Below are 16309 nucleotides of genomic sequence, written 5' to 3' on the forward strand. Positions count from 1 at the left end.
GTCCCGAGCAACGGTTGTCTGTAGGTATTTTGGGGGACAAGATCCGGGCCGGAACTCAGCCGGCGAAACGTCCCCAGGGGATGTCCCGGCGCAGGGGCCGGCGCAGCGGACGCTGGGTGCGGGTCCACGCGGAGACCCGCGGCTCCTCGACCGTCGCCTCCGCCTGCTCGTTCGCATAGGCGTCCCCCAGCACCGCGATGAGGGCAGCGAGCTCCTCCTCGGTCGCGGTGCCGCGGGTGACCTCCAGCATCACGGGCGCAGGCGCCGCCCCGTCGACGGCGGGTTCCTGGCCGCTCACAGCGGGATGTTCCCGTGCTTCTTCGGGGGCAGCTCGGCACGCTTGCCCCGCAACGCCCGGAGAGCCTTCGCGATGGCCACCCGCGTGTTCGCCGGCTCGATGATCCCGTCGAGCTCGCCGCGCTCGGCCGCGAGGAAGGGCGAGGCCACGTTGTACGTGTACTCGTTCGCGAGGCGCGTGCGGACCGCCGCCACGTCTTCGCCCGCTTCCTCCGCCTTGCGGATCTCCCCGCGGTAGAGGATGTTGACGGCGCCCTGTCCGCCCATCACGGCGATCTCGGCGGTCGGCCAGGCGAGGTTCACGTCGGCGCCGAGCTGCTTCGACCCCATGACGATGTACGCGCCGCCGTAGGCCTTGCGGAGGATGACGGTCACGAGCGGCACGGTGGCCTCCGCGTACGCGTAGAGGAGCTTGGCGCCGCGGCGGATGACGCCGGTCCACTCCTGGTCGGTGCCCGGGAGGTAGCCGGGGACGTCGACGAGGGTCACGATGGGGACCGAGAACGCGTCGCAGAAGCGCACGAACCGGCTCGCCTTCTCGCCGGCCTCGATGTTGAGCGTTCCCGCCATCTGGGACGGCTGGTTGGCGATGATGCCGACCGAGCGGCCCTCGATGCGTCCGAAGCCGATGACGATGTTCGGGGCGAACAGCGGCTGCACCTCGAGGAAGTCGCCGTCGTCGACGACGTGCTCGATCACGGTGTGGATGTCGTACGGCTGGTTCGGGGAGTCCGGGATGAGCGTGTTGAGCGTGCGGTCCGCGTCGGTGGTCTCGAACTCGAACGCGCTCTCGTAGGAGGGCAGCTCCGCCATGTTGTTGTCCGGCAGGAAGCCGAGGAGCGTGCGGGCGTAGTCGATCGCGTCGTCCTCGTCCTCGGCCAGGTAGTGCGCGACACCGGAGCGGGTGTTGTGCGTGTAGGCGCCGCCGAGCTCCTCCATGCCGACGTCCTCGCCGGTGACGGTCTTGATCACGTCGGGTCCGGTGACGAACATCTGGCTGGTCTTGTCGACCATGATGACGAAGTCGGTGAGGGCGGGGGAGTAGACCGCGCCGCCGGCCGCCGGGCCCATGATGATCGAGATCTGCGGGATCACGCCCGAGGCGCGGGTGTTGAGGCGGAAGATCTCGCCGTACTTGCCGAGGGCGACGACGCCCTCCTGGATCCGCGCGCCGCCCGAGTCGAGGATGCCGATGCAGGGCATGCCGCCCGCCAGGGCGAACTCCATGATCTTGACGATCTTCTCGCCGGCGACCTCGCCGAGCGACCCGCCGAAGGTGGAGAAGTCCTGCGAGTACACGGCGACCGTGCGGCCGTGGATGGTGCCGACGCCGGTCACCACGGAATCGCCGTACGGACGCGAGCGATCCATGCCGAACGCGGTGGTGCGGTGCCGCACATACTCGTCGAACTCGACGAAGCTGCCGGGATCGACGAGGAGTTCGATGCGCTCGCGGGCGGTCATCTTGCCCTTGGCGTGCTGCTTCTCCTTCGCCTTGGCCTCGGCGTCGACGACGGCCTCGGTGTAGCGAGCGCGCAGGTCCGCGATCTTTCCGGCGGTGGTAAAGGGGTCGGGCTTGTCCGTCACGGATTCCACCCTAGCGTCGGCTCCGCGCCGTCCGTTGGATGATCGGCACAACGGGGCGGCGGATCCTTTGGCGAGGTGCGCGCTCGCTCACCCCGCGGTCGTGTCGGAACCCGGTCGCGGCGGCAACCCGTGATCGCCATCGGCGGGACCGGCGTCGAGCTCTTCCGTGGGGTGCTCGCGTCGGCGACCGGCGATCTCGCCGACCCGGTGCCCGACCCATCCCGCGCCGCGCGCCACGGTGCCCGCGGCTCCCGCGACGGCGTTGCCGGCGTAGCGCGCTCCGCGCAGCATCCGCAGCTCGACCTTCTCGGCGCCGGGCACGGGCTCCAGCTCCGCGGGGAGGGTGAGCGGTGCGGCTCCGAAGGCCCGGTGCGAGGTGGTGAGGACCCGGCGTCCGAGGATGTGGTTGCCCGCGCCGCCGATCGCCGCGCCGATGCCGAACGGCATCGCCTTGCCGAGGAACGATGCCCCGCCCTTGGCCGCGAACTGCTTCACGAACATCCCCTTGAGCTGGTCCACGAGCGGTCCCACGGCGGCGCGGGGGAGCGACTTCGTCACCAGCTCGCCCCAGTACGCGGATCGGCTGCTGCCGCGGCCGGTGACCTGCCGGGCGAGCTGTCCGACGAGGTCGACGCCCTCCTTGCCGAGCATGAGGGTCATGACGAGAGCGCGTGCGCGGTCGGGGTTGCCGACGGCGATGCCGTGCACCTCGGCGACCGACTGCGCGAAGAGGGCGGTGGATTCCACGAATCCCACCGTCTCGACCCCGGAGAGGGCGAGCGTGATGCCCGTGCCGATACCGGGGACCACGGCGGTCGCCCCCACCGCGGCCCCGCCCGTCGTGACGGCTGCGAGATAACGGCGCTCCAGGATCCGGATGATCTCGTCGGGGGTCGCGTGCGGGTTGCGCAGCCGGATGCTGCGGATGTGAGCGAGGACCAGCGGGCGCTGGATCGAGAGCACCCGATCGAGCCCGCGGACCATCATCGGGTGCTCGGGGGAGCCGACCGGGGGCACGCCCTTGTCCCACGGGGCGTCGTCCGGCAGGGAGTGGATCTTGTGCACCTTGGGGGCCATGTGCCGATCCTATGAAGCGCGACCGCGAAAACACCGAGAGCCCCGGTCCGTGGCGGAACGGGGCTCTCGGAGGGGAGCGTCACACGAAGAGGTTCGCGCGCTCCAGGTCTTCCGCGAAGTCGACCTCGACCGCGTACAGGTCGGAGACGTCCATCGGCTCGAGCAGCAGGCCGTCCTCGGCGATCGCCAGCTCGAGACCGCGCTCGAAGTAGTCCTGATCCTCGACCCGCTGCAGCTGGCGCATGAACGCCTTCTTGAAGCCGGAGGAGATGTAGTTGATGCCGACCGCCTCGCCGAGGCCGCCCTTGACGGACTTCGACAGCTCCTTGATGAAGCCCTCCGCGGTGACGGTGTACTTCACCTCTTCGTCGCTGACCTTGGCGGTGTTGACGGTGACGAACGACTGGTCGCGCTCGATGTACGCGGCGGCGCGGCCGAGGATCATCGGGTCGAAGACGACATCGCCGTTCATCCACAGCACACCGCTCCTGCCGGTGGCGCCCAGGGCGCGCAGGAGGCTCTTCGAGGTGTTCGTCTCGTCGTAGCGGTCGTTGTGGACGTAGTTCACGGAGGGGAAGGCCTCGATGATCGTCTCCGCGCGGTAGCCCACCACCGTGGTGATGCGGGCGTCGGAGCCGAAGGCGGCGCGGATGTTGTCGTGCTGCTGGCCCATGATCGTGCGGCCGTCGCTGAGCTCGGTGAGCGGCTTGGGCAGCGCGCGGCCGAGGCGGGAGCCCATGCCCGCGGCGAGGATGACGGTCTGAAGAGTCACGAATACTCCTAAAGGAAGTTGTGTTCACGGCCGGTTCACCGACCAGACACTTCGTCGTGCCGGGAATCATGGTAGCGATTCCCCCTGGAAAGCCCGGGGCCAGGTGGGCCCCGTTGCCATTTCGTGACCGAGTACACACACAACGCACAGGGACGACAACCCCCTTGCAAAACCGGCGGACAAGGGGTTCAGGTGGCGGAATCGCGCGTGGGGCCTTGGCTCTCAGCCACCCGTTGATACCGTAGGACGGTGACTTCCTCCCCTGATGACCCCACCCCCCAGGCAGAGGGAGCCGAGACTCCGGCCGAGGCCCCCGCGCCCGTTCGGAAGCCGGCAGCCAAGAGGCCTGCCTCGTCCTCTGCCGCCGCGAAGAAGGCGGCCGCGACCTCGACCGCGGGCACGTCCGCCGCGGACGCGTCGACGGCGAAGAAGAAGACCGCAGCGAAGACCCCTGCGGCGAAGACCCCTGCGGCGAAGACCACGAGCGCGAAGTCGACGAGCGCGAAGACCGCGGCCTCGACGTCCACCGCTGCGAAGTCCCCGGCGGCGAAGACCACGGCGGCGAAGTCCCCGGCGGCGAAGACCACGAGCGCGCAGTCGCCTGCGGCGAAGACCGCCGGTGCGACGTCGAGCGCAGGCAAGACCGCGGGTGCGAAGGCCGCTTCGGCGAAGACCACCACGACGAAGTCCTCCACGACGAAGTCGTCCGCGGCGGCGAAGTCTCCCGCGGCGAAGTCTCCCGCGGCGAAGAAGCCGGCCGGCGCGCCGACCAAGGCTGCGGCCGAGAAGGCGGCCCCCTCGTCCGAGGTCGTGGTGGAGCCCACGCCCGCAGCGAGCGTGGATCCCGCCGCTGCGCGCACGGCCTCCGCAGCCCGAACGGCCGCGATGAAGAACACCGCGGCGCGCACCACCGGCTCTAAGCGTCCGTCCGCGACGACCACGAAGCCGAGTACGGCTGCCGCCAGGACGGCGGCCGCCAAGACGGCTGCGGCCAAGGCCGCGGCGGCGAAGACGGCCGCCGCGAAAGCATCGGCGGCCAAGACGACGGCCAAGACCACCGCCGCCAAGACCGCGGCGGCGAAGGCGGCCGCGGCCAAGGCGGCTGCCGCGAAAGCCGCGGAAGCAGAGGCGGCGGAAGCAGAGGCTGCGGAAGCACAGGCCGCGGACGCCGAGGCCGCTGCGGAGACGCAGCCGGAGGACTCCGGCCCCGTGTCGTCGCCGACCGCGTCCGCAGTGGCCACCGACACCGCCTCGGCCGAGACGGCGTCGGACGACGGCATCACCGAAGCTGCGACGCTCGTCGAGGACCCCGCGGTCACCGAGGACCGTGCCACGGAGCCCGCCGTCGAGGTGTCCGACACTGCTCTGCCGGTGACGACGGAGCCTGCACCGGAAGACGGCCGCGTCGCGGAGGTCGAGATCGTCGAGGTGGTCGACGCGGTGATCGCCGAGGAGCCGCCGGCGGAAGCCGATGACGACGCGGCGGCGGAGCCCGGCACCGAGGCCATCCGCATCCGCGGCCTCGTGAAGCAGTTCGGCGAGAACCGCGCGGTCGACGGCATCGACCTCACGGTGCCCGCGGCCTCCTTCTACGGCATCGTGGGGCCGAACGGCGCCGGCAAGACCACGACCCTGTCGATCGTCGCCGGCCTCCTGCGCGCCGACGAGGGCAGCGTCCTCATCTGCGGCATCGACCAGGCGACCGACCCGCTCGCTGCGAAGCGCGTGATGGGCGTGCTGCCCGACCGGCTGCGCACCTTCGACCGCCTCACCGGGCGTCAGCTGCTCTATTACTACGGACTGCTCCGCGGGCTCGCCGCCGACGTCATCGAGAAGCGCACCGGCGACCTCGCCAGGGCCTTCGACCTCGGCGACGCCCTGAACCGGGTGGTGTCCGATTACTCGGCCGGCATGACGAAGAAGATCATGCTCGCGGGCGCGATGATCCACTCGCCCCGCGTGCTCGTCCTCGACGAGCCGTTCGAGTCCGTCGACCCCGTGTCGTCCGCCGTGATCCTCGACATCCTGCGGGCGTACGTGTCGCACGGTGGCACGGTGATCCTGTCGAGCCACGGCATGGACCTCGTGGAGCGCGTGTGCTCCCGGGTGGCGATCATCGTGAACGGCGAGGTGCTCGCCGAGGGCACGATCGACGAGGTGCGCGCGGGCCAGACGCTCGAGTCCCGATTCGTGGAGCTCGCGGGCTCCAGCGGCGAGGTGGAGGGGCTCGAGTGGCTGCACACGTTCTCCGACTGAGGTTCGCGCTCCTCCTGGGCGCTCTGCGCGGGGAACACCGGGTGCGCACCCTGCTCTCCTTCGGCGCGGTGATCGCGGTCACCGTGGTGGTGTGCGTGGCGGTGTTCAGCCTCGGCGGCGCCCCCGTCCCGGTATCCAAGGCGGTGACGGTGCTCGGCGGGGCGGCCGTCCTGCTCGGCTTCCTCGTGGGGCCGCTGCTCGTGGGGGCCGTCGACCAGCTCGATCCGCGGCGCTTCGCGGTGTTCGGCGTCGACGAGCGGAAGATGCCCTGGGTGCTCGCGATCGCGTCGCTCGTCAGCGTCCCGAGCCTCGCACTCCTCGCGGTCTACATCAGCGTGACCGTCGTCGCGATCAGGGCCGGCGCGCCGTGGCTCCAGGCCGTCCTCCTGGCGCTGATGGGGCTGCTGTCGACCATCCTCCTCTCGCGGGTGGGGATGGCGCTCAACGCGCTCCTGCTTCCGGAGCGCCGCTCCCGGGAGCTGACCGCGTTGTTCGCCCTCGCCCTGATCGTCATCGCGTTCCCCGTCGCCGTGTTCCTCGGCTCCCTCCGCTGGGACGGCGAGGTGCCGGCATCGCTGGCGACCCTGACCTCCGTGATCGGCTTCACCCCGCTCGCCGCCTCCCCGGCGGCGATGTTCGCGGCGGCGGAAGGGGAGACGGCCGCGGCCTGGGTCAGCGGCCTCGTGGCCGTCGTCACCCTGGCCCTGCTGTGGCTCGCCTGGACCTGGTTCGTGCGTCGCCTGCTCACCACGACCGAGCGTCCGGTGGCGGCACGGGAACGGAGCGGACTCGGCTGGTTCGGTCTCCTGCCCTCGAACGCCTTCGGCGCCATCGCGGCGCGGAGCCTCGTGTACTGGCTGCGCGACCGCCGGTACATCATGAACATCATCGTGGTGCCGGTGGCCGGCGTGCTCACCGTGTTCCCCCTCATCGTCGCGGGTGTGCCGGTCGAGATCGCCGCCCTCGTGCCCGTGCCCGTCATGGCCCTGTTCTTCGGCTGGCTGCCCCACAACGACGTCGCCTATGATTCCACGGCCCTGTGGACCCACGTCGCGAGCGGCGTCCGCGGTCTTCCCGACCGTCTCGGGCGCCTCGTGCCGGTGCTGCTCGTCGCCGTCCCCGTGCTGGCGATCGCGGTGCCGCTCTCGCTGCTCCTCGCCGGTCGGTGGAGCCTCCTCCTGCCGCTCGTCGGTCTCGGAGCGAGTCTGCTTTTCAGCGCCCTCGGGATCTCGAGCGTGGTGTCCGTGGTCGCGCCCTACGCGGTCTCCCGCCCGGGGGACAGCCCGTTCCAGCAGCCGCAGCGGCCGACGTCCCGCGGCGTGTACGGGCCTGCGGCGGCGTTCCTCGGCGCGATCATGCTGAGTGTGCCGACGATGTGGCTGTTCGCGGCGAGCATCGTCGCCGATTCCGGCTACGCGCCCGCGGCGTTCTGGGTCGGCATCCTCACCGGGATCGCGGTGTTCCTCGGGGGAGCCGTGCTCGGCGGCCGCATCTTCGAGCGCAGTGGCGAACGTCTGATGGAGTTCGTCGAGACCGCGTGAGACCGCCCCGCCGAGGGGGAGACGCGGCTAGAATCGCGGGATGAGTACTCCGCTGGACAGCCCCGATCAGGGCGGCGTGGCAACGCTTGATCGCGAACTGGAAGAACTCCTCCGCGAGGAGAACATCGAACCGGGCGACCACGAGCGCTTCTCGCACTACGTCAAGAAGGACAAGATCCTCGAGTCGGCGATCACGGGCAAGCCCGTCCGCGCCCTCTGCGGCAAGAAGTGGACGCCGGGCCGCGACCCCGAGAAGTTCCCGATCTGCCCGACGTGCAAGGAGATCTACGAGTCGATGGTCCGCTGACCCCGGTCAGTCGGCCTCGACGTAGACCGTCGGGATCGCGGGGTCGGACTTGCTGAGCGCGAGGGCGCGCACCGGCAGCTCTTCGCGGACGCGCAGGTGGTGTGCGCGGGCAGCGGCGGTCCCTGCAGCACCCTCGAAGGCGCTGTCGATCTCCCCGCCGTCGACGAGGGTCACCTGGAGCGGGCGTCCGTCCGGGTGCTCGGCAGGCGTGTCGAGTGCTTCGAACCCGTCGGAGACGACGACCGTCTCCGCCGCGGCGACTCCGTCGCTGAGCGTGCGGAACGCCGCCTTGCGGCCGCCGAACGAGGCCTTGTCGGCGGACGCCTTGGCGACCCCGATCCACGAGCCGTCGGCATCCTGCCGGGCCACGAGCTTGTAGACCATGCTCGCGGTGGGATAGCCGGAACCCGTCACGACGGACGTGCCCACGCCGTACGCGTCCACGGGCGACGCGGCGAGAGCGGCGATCGCGTACTCGTCGAGATCGCTCGTGACCGTGATGCGGGTCTCGGTGGCGCCGAGCTCGTCGAGCTGTGCGCGCACCTCTGCGGCGACGATCGGGAGGTCACCGGAGTCGATGCGGACGCCGCCCAGCCCGGTCCCGGCCACCCGGATCGCGGTCTCGACGCCGGTGCGGATGTCATAGGTGTCCACGAGGAGGGTGGTGTCCACGCCCATGCTCTCGACCTGCGCGCGGAAGGCGTCCTCCTCGCTGTCATGCAGCAGGGTCCACGAGTGGGCGGCGGTGCCCATGGTCGGGATGCCCCAGGAGCGACCGGCCTCGAGGTTGCTCGTAGCGCCGAAGCCGGCGATGTATGCCGCCCGCGCCGCGGCCACGGCGGAGCGCTCCGCCGCGCGGCGCGAGCCCATCTCGGCGAGCGGTCGCTCCCCGGCGGCGATGCTCATGCGCGCGGCGGCGGTGGCGACGGCGGAGTCGTGGTTGAGTACGCTCAGCGCCAGCGTCTCCAGGACCACCGCGTCCGCGAACGAACCCTCGACCGTGAGGATGGGCGACCCGGGGAAGTAGAGCTCGCCCTCGCGGTAGCCGCGGACGGTCCCGGTGAAACGGTAGCGCTCCAGGGAGGCGAGGGTCTCGGCGTCGACGACGCGCTCGTCGCGGAGGAAGCGCAACTCGTCGTCCCCGAAGCGGAAGTCACGGAGCAACCCGAGCAGCCGCCCGGTGCCGGCCACGACGCCGAAACGGCGTCCGCCGGAGAGACGCCGGGAGAAGAGCTCGAAGACGCTCGGTCGGGACGCGGTGCCGTCCCGGAGCGAGGCGGCGAGCATCGTGAGCTCGTAACGGTCGGTGAGCAGCGCCGTCGACGTGGTCATGCGCTCAGCTTAGTGAGCGCCGCGATGCACGCGGCGCCGCGCACGCGGGTAGGCTTGGGGGTCATGAACGACGCGCCGATCGGGATCTTCGACTCCGGTGTCGGCGGGCTCACGGTGGCCAGGGCCATCCGGGCCCAGCTGCCCCGCGAATCGTTCGTCTACATCGGCGACACCGCGCACTCGCCGTACGGCCCCAAGCCCATCGCCGACGTGCGCCGCTACGCGCTCGAGGTGCTGGACACGCTGGTCGACCAGGGCGTGAAGATGCTCGTGATCGCCTGCAACACCGCGTCCGCGGCCATGCTGCGCGATGCGCGCGAGCGCTACGACGTGCCCGTCGTCGAGGTGATCGGTCCGGCCGTGCGACGCGCGGTCTCGACGACGAGGAACGGCCGGGTCGGCGTGATCGGCACCGTCGGCACCATCGGCTCGCGGGCCTACCAGGACATGCTCGAGGTGAACGAGCGCCTGCAGGTGTTCACGGCGGCCTGCCCCCGGTTCGTCGAGTTCGTCGAGGCCGGCGTGACCGGGACCCCCGAGGTGCTCGCCGTGGCCGAGGAGTACCTCGCGCCGCTGCGGGAGGCCGACGTGGACACGCTCGTCCTCGGCTGCACGCACTATCCGTTCCTCCGTGGTGCCATCAGCTACGTCATGGGGGAGGGCGTGACCCTGGTCTCCAGCGACGACGAGACCGCGGGCGACGTGTACCGCCAGCTCGTGCGCGGCGATCTGCTGGCGCCGCCCGACGCCACCGCGACCTACGTGTACGAGGCCACTGGCGCCTCCGCCGACGACTTCACGGCGCTCGCGAACCGGCTCATGGGCCGCGAGGTGCGCGACGTGCAGCTCGTCCAGACCGGCGTCATCACGCTTCCCGATTCCGCCCTCGACGCGCGCTGAGCCCGTCGCTCCATCCCCGACCGAGAGAAGCACATGACCGACATCGTCCGCGCCGACGGCCGTTCCACCTCGCAGCTCCGCGAGATCACCATCGAGCGCGGCTGGAGCGCGCAGGCCGAGGGCTCGGCTCTCATCAGCTTCGGCGGGACGAAGGTGCTGTGCACCGCCTCGTTCACGAACGGTGTGCCGCGCTGGCTCACCGGCAAGGGCAAGGGCTGGGTCACGGCGGAGTACGCGATGCTCCCGCGCGCGACGAACAGCCGCAACGACCGGGAGAGCGTGAAGGGGCGCATCGGCGGCCGCACGCACGAGATCTCCCGCCTCATCGGTCGCGCTCTCCGCGCCGTCGTCGACACCAAGGCGCTGGGCGAGAACACCATCGTCATCGACTGCGACGTGCTCCAGGCCGACGGCGGCACTCGCACGGCGGCGATCACCGGCGCCTACGTCGCCCTGGCCGATGCCATCGAATGGGGCCGGGACAAGAAGTTCATCGGCAAGAACTCGACGCCGCTGCTCGACTCGGTCTCCGCGGTGTCGGTCGGCATCGTCGACGGGGAGCCGATGCTCGACCTCGCCTACGTCGAGGACGTGCGGGCCGAGACCGACATGAACGTCGTCGTGACCGGCCGCGGCCTGTTCGTCGAGGTGCAGGGCACGGCCGAGGGAGCGCCGTTCGACAAGCGCGAGCTCGACGCGCTCCTCGACCTCGGGGTCGCCGGCTGCGCGGAGCTGAAGGACCGGCAGCTCGCCGCTCTGGCGGGAGCCTGAGCATGCGCGTCGTCCTCGCGACCCACAACCCGCACAAGGTCGGGGAGTTCCAGCAGATCGTCCAGCAGACGCGGCCCGACCTGGAGGTCGTCGGCTATGACGGTCCCGAGCCGGTCGAGGACGGGGTGACGTTCGCCGAGAACGCGCTCCTCAAGGCGCGAGCGGCCGCCGCGCACACCGGCCTCGCGGCGCTCGCCGACGACTCCGGCATCTGCGTGGACGTGCTCGGCGGGTCGCCCGGGGTGTTCTCGGCGTACTGGGCAGGACAGAAGAAGGACGCCACGGCGAATCTGGAGCTGCTGCTCGACCAGCTGCGTGACATCGCCGACCCGCATCGCTCGGCGCACTTCACCTCGACCATCGCCCTCGTCCTCCCGGACGGTCGCGAGCACGTCGTCGAGGGGATCTGGCCCGGACGCCTCGCCCACGACGCCTCCGGGGGCGGCGGTTTCGGCTACGACCCGATCTTCATCCCGGACGGCCAGCCCGACGGCGCGGAGCGCACCGTGGGGGACTTCACGGCCGAGGAGAAGCAGTCGCAGTCGCATCGCGCCCGCGCCTTCGCGGCGCTCGTGCCGCTGCTCGCCGCGCTCTGAGGATCCCGCGGAAGAACCCCTGCTGACGGTGAGAATCGTTACTGTTCCCGACTAGGCGGAAACGGCCTCTCCGCACCCGATGCCGGGCTAGCCTGGGGGCATGCACGATCACGCGCCCGCGCCCGGCGGTCTCCGTTCGGCGAGCAGCCGTCGCCTGCTCGCGATCTCGTTGACCCTCACGGCGACCGTGATGATCGTGCAGGTCGTCGGAGCCCTCCTCACGGGCTCGCTCGCGCTGCTCGCGGACGCCGCGCACATGTTCACGGACGCCTCGGCGCTCGTGATCGCCCTCATCGCCGCGACCGTGGCGGCGCGGCCCGCGGACGACCGGCGGACGTTCGGCTATCAGCGCGCGGAGGTCTTCGGAGCGCTCATCAACGCGGTCATCCTCATCGCCCTCGCCACGGTCGTCGCCGTGCAGGGGGTGCAGCGGCTGCTGAACCCTTCCGAGATCGAGGTCGCGGGCGGGCTCATGCTCGTCGTCGCGGTCGTCGGCTTGCTCGCGAACGCGGTGTCGATGTGGCTGCTCAGCCGGGCCCAGCGCACGAATCTCAACGTGCGGGGCGCCTACCTCGAGGTGATGGGCGACCTGCTCGGGTCGCTCATGGTCATCATCGCGGCGGGCGTGATCCTCGTGACGGGCTGGATGCCGGCCGACGCGCTCGCCTCGCTGTTCATCGCGGCGATGATCATCCCGCGGGCGTTCGTGCTGCTCAAGGAGGTGTTCTCCGTGCTCGCCGAGTCGGCGCCGAAGGGCATGGCCGTCGGCGAGATCCGCACCCACCTGCTCGGCTACGACGGCGTCGTCGGGGTCCACGACGTGCACGTGTGGCAGCTCACCCGCGGGGCGCCCGTCTTCACCGCGCACGTCAGCGTGCGACCGGACCTGCTGGCGGACGGCCGTTCGGCGGCCCTGTTGTCGGAGATGCAGGCGTGCCTCGCGGATCACTTCGACGTCGCGCACTCCACGTTCCAGATCGAGCCGGCCGAGCAGAGCGACTGCGAACCGCACCACGCGTGAGCAGCGTGCCGCTCACGCCTCGACGGTGATCTCGTCGACGGTCTTGTCCGGGCGCAGACCTCGCCAACGCGCGTGCCGGAGGATGCCGTCCGGCGTCCAGTTCGCGAACTCTACCTCGCCCACGAGCTCGGGTCGCACCCACAGGGCGTCGGAGGCATCGGGTCGGGGCACGCCGTCGAGCGGTGCCCGCGGCACGTGCAGCGGCTTCAGGCGCGCGAGGAGATCGCGAAGGATCCGGTCGGTGAATCCAGTGCCCACGCGGCCGATGTAGCGGAGGTCGCCGCCCTCCGGGACCGCGAGGAGGAGAGAGCCGAGGGTGCCCTCCCGCTCGCCCTTTCCCGGGCGGATGCCGACGATCACCGCCTCCTGCATGCGGGTGTTCTTGAGCTTGAGCCAGGAGGGCGAGCGCTGGCCGGCGCGGTACCGCGACGCCGGATCCTTCACGACGACGCCCTCCAGACCGAACTCCTCGCTCGCGGCCAGCGCCGCGTCCACGTCGTCGAAGACGGGTGGGACCTGGATGGGCGCGTCGACTCCCGCCACGATGTCGCCCAGGAGCGTGCGGCGCTCGCGGAGCGGCATCCCGGTGAGGTCGTGGCCGTCGAGGCGGAGCAGGTCGAACAGCATGTACACGACCGGTGTGCGCACCACCTCGCGCTCGATCTCCCGGGGCCGGGTGAGGTGCATGCGGTTCTGCAGCAGGGAGAAGCTCGGCCGGGCGGCGCTGTCGAAGGCGACGATCTCCCCGTCGACGATCGCCTCGTCGACCGGGAGGAACGGGGCGCCGTCGGCCGTCAGCTCGGGGTAGCGGGCGGTGATGTCGGTGCCGCGACGGGCGTGCAGCGACATGTGCCCGTCGCGCCAGGTGCCGATCGCACGGATGCCGTCCCACTTCACCTCCACCCAGGACGGGGTGCTGAGGTTTCGAGCGATCGCGGGGGTGCCGTTCTCGGCGAGCATCGGGGCGAGGGAGGGGAGGGTGGCCCCGGCGGGTGACGGTGCGGGCGCGGCGAGCGGCCGTCCGCGGCGGGTGGGGGCGGGGGCCGCCGCCCGGATCGCGGGAGCCGGGGGCGAGGCGGGCGCGTTCGAGGGCAGTGCCGGAGCGTCGGGGCGGAGCGACGAGAGCGGGTCGAACCCGGCAGCCGCGCGTGCGAGCACGTCGTCCAGTTCGAGGTGGGCGAGCCCCGGGTCGTCGAGCTCCTCCCACGTGCGCGGCGCCGCGACGCCGGGGCGGGCGCGCCCGCGCAGGGAGTACGGGGAGATCGTCGTCTTCTTGCCGTTGTTCTGGCTCCAGTCGAGGAACACCTTGCCCCCGCGCACGGCCTTGGACATGACGCTCGTCGCGAGGTCCGGGTGGTCGTTCTCGATGATGCGGGCCAGTTCTTTGACCACGGCGGAGACCTCGGCGCTGGTCTGCTCGCCGGGCAGGGACGCGTAGAGGTGGATGCCCTTGCTGCCGCTCGTCACGGGCAGGGGGTCGAGGCCCATGCCGGTGAGGAGCGTCCTGGCGATCCGGGCGACCTCGGCGCACTGTGCGAGCTCGGCGCCGGGTCCGGGGTCGAGGTCGAGCACGAGACGGTCCGGGCGACCGGGCAGGCCCTCCGGGGTGAACCGCCATTGCGGCACGTGCAGCTCGATCGCGGCGACCTGCGCGAGCCACACGAGCGTGGGAACGTCCTCCACCAGCGGATACGCCTTGGGACCGTCGGAGTGCTGGATGTCCTGCCGCGGGATCCAGTCCGGAGCCCCGGGCTCGAGCTGCTTCGTGAAGAAGGAGTCTTCCGGGGCGGCGGCGGTGCCGACCCCCTCGACCCAGCGCTTGCGGGTGACCGGGCGGCCGTCGAGGAGGGGCAGGAGCAGGGGCGCGATGGCGGTGTAGTAGGCGATGACCTCGCCCTTGGTCGTGCCCGTCTCCGGATAGACGACCTTGTCGAGGTTGGTCACGCGCAGTCGTCGGCCGTCGACCTGCACGACCTGCGCCTCTCCCACCATGGAGCCAGCGTAGTCAAGGGGTGGTCGTGACGGGTGGGGCTGGTGTCTACTGGTGTGATGAGGACGATCTGGAAGGGCGCCCTGACGTTCGGGCTGGTGAACGTGCCGGTCAAGGTGTACTCCGCGACCGAGGACCACGACGTGCCGCTGCATCAGGTGCACGACAAGGACGGCGGCCGCATCCGCTACCAGCGGACGTGTGAGGTGTGCGGCGAGACGGTCGCCTACTCCGACATCGACCGCGCCTACGTCGACGACGGGCAGACGGTCGTGCTCACCAAGGACGACCTCGCCGCGCTGCCGGCGGAGAAGAGCCGCGAGATCGACGTGGTGGAGTTCGTGCCCTCCGAACAGGTCGATCCGCTCACCCTCGACAAGCCGTACTACCTGGAGCCCGACTCGAAGTCGCCGAAGGCGTACGTGCTGCTGCGCAAGACTCTGGAGCAGACCGACCGCACCGCGATCGTGCGGTTCACGCTGCGCCAGAAGACGCGGCTCGCCGCCCTGCGCGTGCGGGGCAAGGTGCTCGTGCTCCAGACGCTCCTGTGGTCGGACGAGGTCCGGGAGGCGGAGTTCCCGTCCCTCGACGAGGACGTGCGGATCTCGAAGAAGGAGCTGGAGCTGTCGTCTTCGCTCGTGGACAGCTACTCGGCCGACTTCGATCCCGAGGAGTTCGTCGACGAGTACCAGAAGGAGCTCCGCACCCTCATCGACGCGAAGATCGAGGCCGGGGAGACGTTCGATGTGGCCGAGACGTTCGGCGGCGACGGCGAGAAGGCGGCGGACGGCGGCGAGGTCATCGACCTGATGGAGGCGCTGCGCGCGAGCGTGGCCCGCTCCAAGGAGAAGCGCTCGAAGAACGCGGGCTGACCCGCGACGGGATCAGTGCTTGCCGTCGCCGTCGAGGTCGGGGGCCCGGTCGAACACGTCGGCGTCGAGGACGAGCTCCTCCGCCTCCTCGTGGTCGGTCACGACGTCTTCGCCCGCGGCCGCGGCCTTCTTCGCCTTGTGGCGCTCGGTGAGGTAGTGCCACAGGGTGACGATCGCTGTGCCGCCGACGGCGATGAGCAGGATGATGTCGATGTACTCGACGACGAGGTCTCGCACCCACGGGATGTAGGCGATGAGGTAGCCGACCATCGTGAGGCCGAAGCCCCAGATCATCGCCCCGATGAAGTTGTAGAGCGAATAGCGCCGCCAGGGCATGTGGCCCACGCCGGCGGCGACCGGAGCGAACGTGCGCACGATCGGAACGAAGCGCGCGAGGATCACGGTGAGGCCGCCGAAGCGCTCGAAGAACGCGTTGGTGCGCTCGACGTTCTTCTTGCTGAACAGGCCGGATTCCTTGCGTTCGAACACCGCGGGGCCGCCCTTGTGCCCGATGACGTAGCCGACCTCGCCGCCGATGAACGCCGAGAGGGCGATGAGCAGCGAGACGACCCAGATGTTCACGCCGAAGACGTTGCTCGTGTGGGTCAGCAGGCCCGCGATGATGAGCAGCGTGTCACCGGGCAGGAGGAAGCCGACCAGCAGACCGGTCTCGGCGAAGATGATGAAGCAGACCACGAGGAGCGCCCACGGACCCGCCGCCCCGATGATCGTCTGCGGATCGAGCCACGGGATGAGCGCGGTGGGGGCGTGCAGCATGCTTTCGAGCACTGGCGGGATTCCCGTCGGTCGTGAGGTGTCGGCGGTGGAGCGATGCGGGCGCCGAAGCACCCGTCGTGCGGAAGGTGGGACTTGAACCCACACGCCCTGGGGCACAGGAACCTAAATCCTGCGTGTCTGCCAATTCCACCACTCCCGCGCGGTGGCTTCAGTCTACTGACCCGCGCGCTGTTCGACCCTGGGGATCGTCCC

The 16309-nt window shown here is 70.6% G+C and carries 16 protein-coding genes and 1 tRNA gene; 8 read left to right on the forward strand and 9 right to left on the reverse strand.

The genetic code is table 11. The features are described from left to right. Positions 1-55: 55 nt before the first annotated feature. The 5 genes from D8M34_RS07510 to D8M34_RS07530 all read right to left on the reverse strand — a co-directional run bounded on the left by D8M34_RS07510 (position 56) and on the right by D8M34_RS07530 (position 4644). Positions 56-298, reverse strand: a complete 243-nt coding sequence (locus D8M34_RS07510) for an acyl-CoA carboxylase subunit epsilon (RefSeq protein ID WP_306304915.1) — start codon at positions 296-298, stop codon at positions 56-58. Beyond that, positions 295-1884: an acyl-CoA carboxylase subunit beta gene (locus D8M34_RS07515; protein ID WP_374209026.1), complete on the reverse strand. Its 1590-nt coding sequence runs from the start codon at positions 1882-1884 to the stop codon at positions 295-297. Before D8M34_RS07515 ends, D8M34_RS07510 begins: the two co-directional genes overlap by 4 nt. Before the next feature lie 87 nt (positions 1885-1971). Then, positions 1972-2961, reverse strand: a complete 990-nt coding sequence (locus D8M34_RS07520; protein WP_238695616.1) for a hypothetical protein — start codon at positions 2959-2961, stop codon at positions 1972-1974. Between the two features lie 79 nt (positions 2962-3040). Then, positions 3041-3733 (reverse strand): phosphocholine cytidylyltransferase family protein, encoded by a 693-nt coding sequence (locus D8M34_RS07525; protein WP_025105324.1) that lies wholly within the window; start codon positions 3731-3733, stop codon positions 3041-3043. Positions 3734-3921: 188 nt separating this feature from the next. Next, a complete protein-coding gene (locus tag D8M34_RS07530; protein ID WP_126893621.1) occupies positions 3922-4644 on the reverse strand; it encodes a hypothetical protein in 723 nt (240 codons plus the stop codon). On the opposite strand from D8M34_RS07530, the gene D8M34_RS07535 reads away from it, so the two are divergent. The 3 genes from D8M34_RS07535 to D8M34_RS07545 are packed head-to-tail and all read left to right on the forward strand — an operon-like array spanning position 4619 to position 7837. Continuing rightward, positions 4619-5989, forward strand: coding sequence for an ABC transporter ATP-binding protein (locus D8M34_RS07535; protein WP_126893622.1), 1371 nt, complete (start codon positions 4619-4621; stop codon positions 5987-5989). The genes D8M34_RS07530 and D8M34_RS07535 overlap by 26 nt on opposite strands. Next, complete coding sequence (locus tag D8M34_RS07540) at positions 5965-7530, forward strand: hypothetical protein (protein WP_126893623.1); 1566 nt, start codon at positions 5965-5967, stop codon at positions 7528-7530. The genes D8M34_RS07535 and D8M34_RS07540 overlap by 25 nt, the downstream gene beginning before the upstream one ends. A 40-nt stretch (positions 7531-7570) precedes the next feature. After that, positions 7571-7837 carry a DUF3039 domain-containing protein gene (locus tag D8M34_RS07545; protein ID WP_025105320.1) on the forward strand — a complete coding sequence of 89 codons (267 nt, stop codon included), beginning with the start codon at positions 7571-7573 and terminating at the stop codon, positions 7835-7837. Between the two features lie 6 nt (positions 7838-7843). Here the strand turns inward: D8M34_RS07545 and D8M34_RS07550 are convergent, their stop codons facing one another. Then, complete coding sequence (locus tag D8M34_RS07550; protein WP_085606003.1) at positions 7844-9169, reverse strand: nicotinate phosphoribosyltransferase; 1326 nt, start codon at positions 9167-9169, stop codon at positions 7844-7846. 63 nt (positions 9170-9232) lie between these two features. On the opposite strand from D8M34_RS07550, the gene murI reads away from it, so the two are divergent. The 4 genes from murI (at position 9233) to D8M34_RS07570 (ending at position 12457) form a co-directional block, all read left to right on the forward strand. Continuing rightward, positions 9233-10069 (forward strand): glutamate racemase, encoded by an 837-nt coding sequence (gene murI, locus D8M34_RS07555; protein WP_126893624.1) that lies wholly within the window; start codon positions 9233-9235, stop codon positions 10067-10069. A 33-nt stretch (positions 10070-10102) separates the two neighbouring features. Continuing rightward, positions 10103-10840, forward strand: coding sequence for a ribonuclease PH (rph, locus tag D8M34_RS07560; RefSeq protein WP_025105317.1), 738 nt, complete (start codon positions 10103-10105; stop codon positions 10838-10840). A gap of 2 nt (positions 10841-10842) precedes the next feature. Further along, positions 10843-11436 (forward strand): RdgB/HAM1 family non-canonical purine NTP pyrophosphatase, encoded by a 594-nt coding sequence (gene rdgB, locus D8M34_RS07565; protein WP_126893625.1) that lies wholly within the window; start codon positions 10843-10845, stop codon positions 11434-11436. Positions 11437-11536: 100 nt separating this feature from the next. Beyond that, entirely contained in the window at positions 11537-12457 is a 921-nt protein-coding gene (locus tag D8M34_RS07570) for a cation diffusion facilitator family transporter (protein WP_060923535.1), read from the forward strand. Positions 12458-12469: 12 nt separating this feature from the next. Here the strand turns inward: D8M34_RS07570 and ligD are convergent, their stop codons facing one another. Then, positions 12470-14449 (reverse strand): non-homologous end-joining DNA ligase, encoded by a 1980-nt coding sequence (ligD, locus tag D8M34_RS07575; RefSeq protein WP_126893626.1) that lies wholly within the window; start codon positions 14447-14449, stop codon positions 12470-12472. A gap of 57 nt (positions 14450-14506) precedes the next feature. On the opposite strand from ligD, the gene ku reads away from it, so the two are divergent. Continuing rightward, on the forward strand, positions 14507-15319 hold the full coding sequence (ku, locus tag D8M34_RS07580; RefSeq protein ID WP_025105313.1) for a non-homologous end joining protein Ku: 813 nt from the start codon (positions 14507-14509) through the stop codon (positions 15317-15319). 12 nt (positions 15320-15331) lie between these two features. Here ku and D8M34_RS07585 read toward each other — a convergent pair whose 3' ends face one another. Further along, on the reverse strand, positions 15332-16096 hold the full coding sequence (locus D8M34_RS07585; protein ID WP_029989973.1) for a DedA family protein: 765 nt from the start codon (positions 16094-16096) through the stop codon (positions 15332-15334). A 78-nt stretch (positions 16097-16174) separates the two neighbouring features. After that, positions 16175-16256, reverse strand: a tRNA-Leu gene (locus D8M34_RS07590). Positions 16257-16309 lie beyond the last annotated feature (53 nt).

It is taken from the genome of Microbacterium sp. HSID17254, from assembly GCF_003989315.1.
In the GTDB taxonomy this organism is placed as follows: Bacteria; Actinomycetota; Actinomycetes; order Actinomycetales; family Microbacteriaceae; genus Microbacterium.

Coding starts and splice junctions, on each gene's coding strand:
- D8M34_RS07520 (WP_238695616.1), bottom strand. CDS start 2,961: ATGGCCCCCAAGGTGCACAAGATCCACTCCCTGCCGGACGACGCCCCG.
- D8M34_RS07535 (WP_126893622.1), top strand. CDS start 4,619: ATGAAGAACACCGCGGCGCGCACCACCGGCTCTAAGCGTCCGTCCGCG.
- D8M34_RS07545 (WP_025105320.1), top strand. CDS start 7,571: ATGAGTACTCCGCTGGACAGCCCCGATCAGGGCGGCGTGGCAACGCTT.
- D8M34_RS07550 (WP_085606003.1), bottom strand. CDS start 9,169: ATGACCACGTCGACGGCGCTGCTCACCGACCGTTACGAGCTCACGATG.
- murI (WP_126893624.1), top strand. CDS start 9,233: ATGAACGACGCGCCGATCGGGATCTTCGACTCCGGTGTCGGCGGGCTC.
- rph (WP_025105317.1), top strand. CDS start 10,103: ATGACCGACATCGTCCGCGCCGACGGCCGTTCCACCTCGCAGCTCCGC.
- rdgB (WP_126893625.1), top strand. CDS start 10,843: ATGCGCGTCGTCCTCGCGACCCACAACCCGCACAAGGTCGGGGAGTTC.
- D8M34_RS07570 (WP_060923535.1), top strand. CDS start 11,537: ATGCACGATCACGCGCCCGCGCCCGGCGGTCTCCGTTCGGCGAGCAGC.
- ligD (WP_126893626.1), bottom strand. CDS start 14,449: ATGGTGGGAGAGGCGCAGGTCGTGCAGGTCGACGGCCGACGACTGCGC.
- ku (WP_025105313.1), top strand. CDS start 14,507: ATGAGGACGATCTGGAAGGGCGCCCTGACGTTCGGGCTGGTGAACGTG.
- D8M34_RS07585 (WP_029989973.1), bottom strand. CDS start 16,096: ATGCTGCACGCCCCCACCGCGCTCATCCCGTGGCTCGATCCGCAGACG.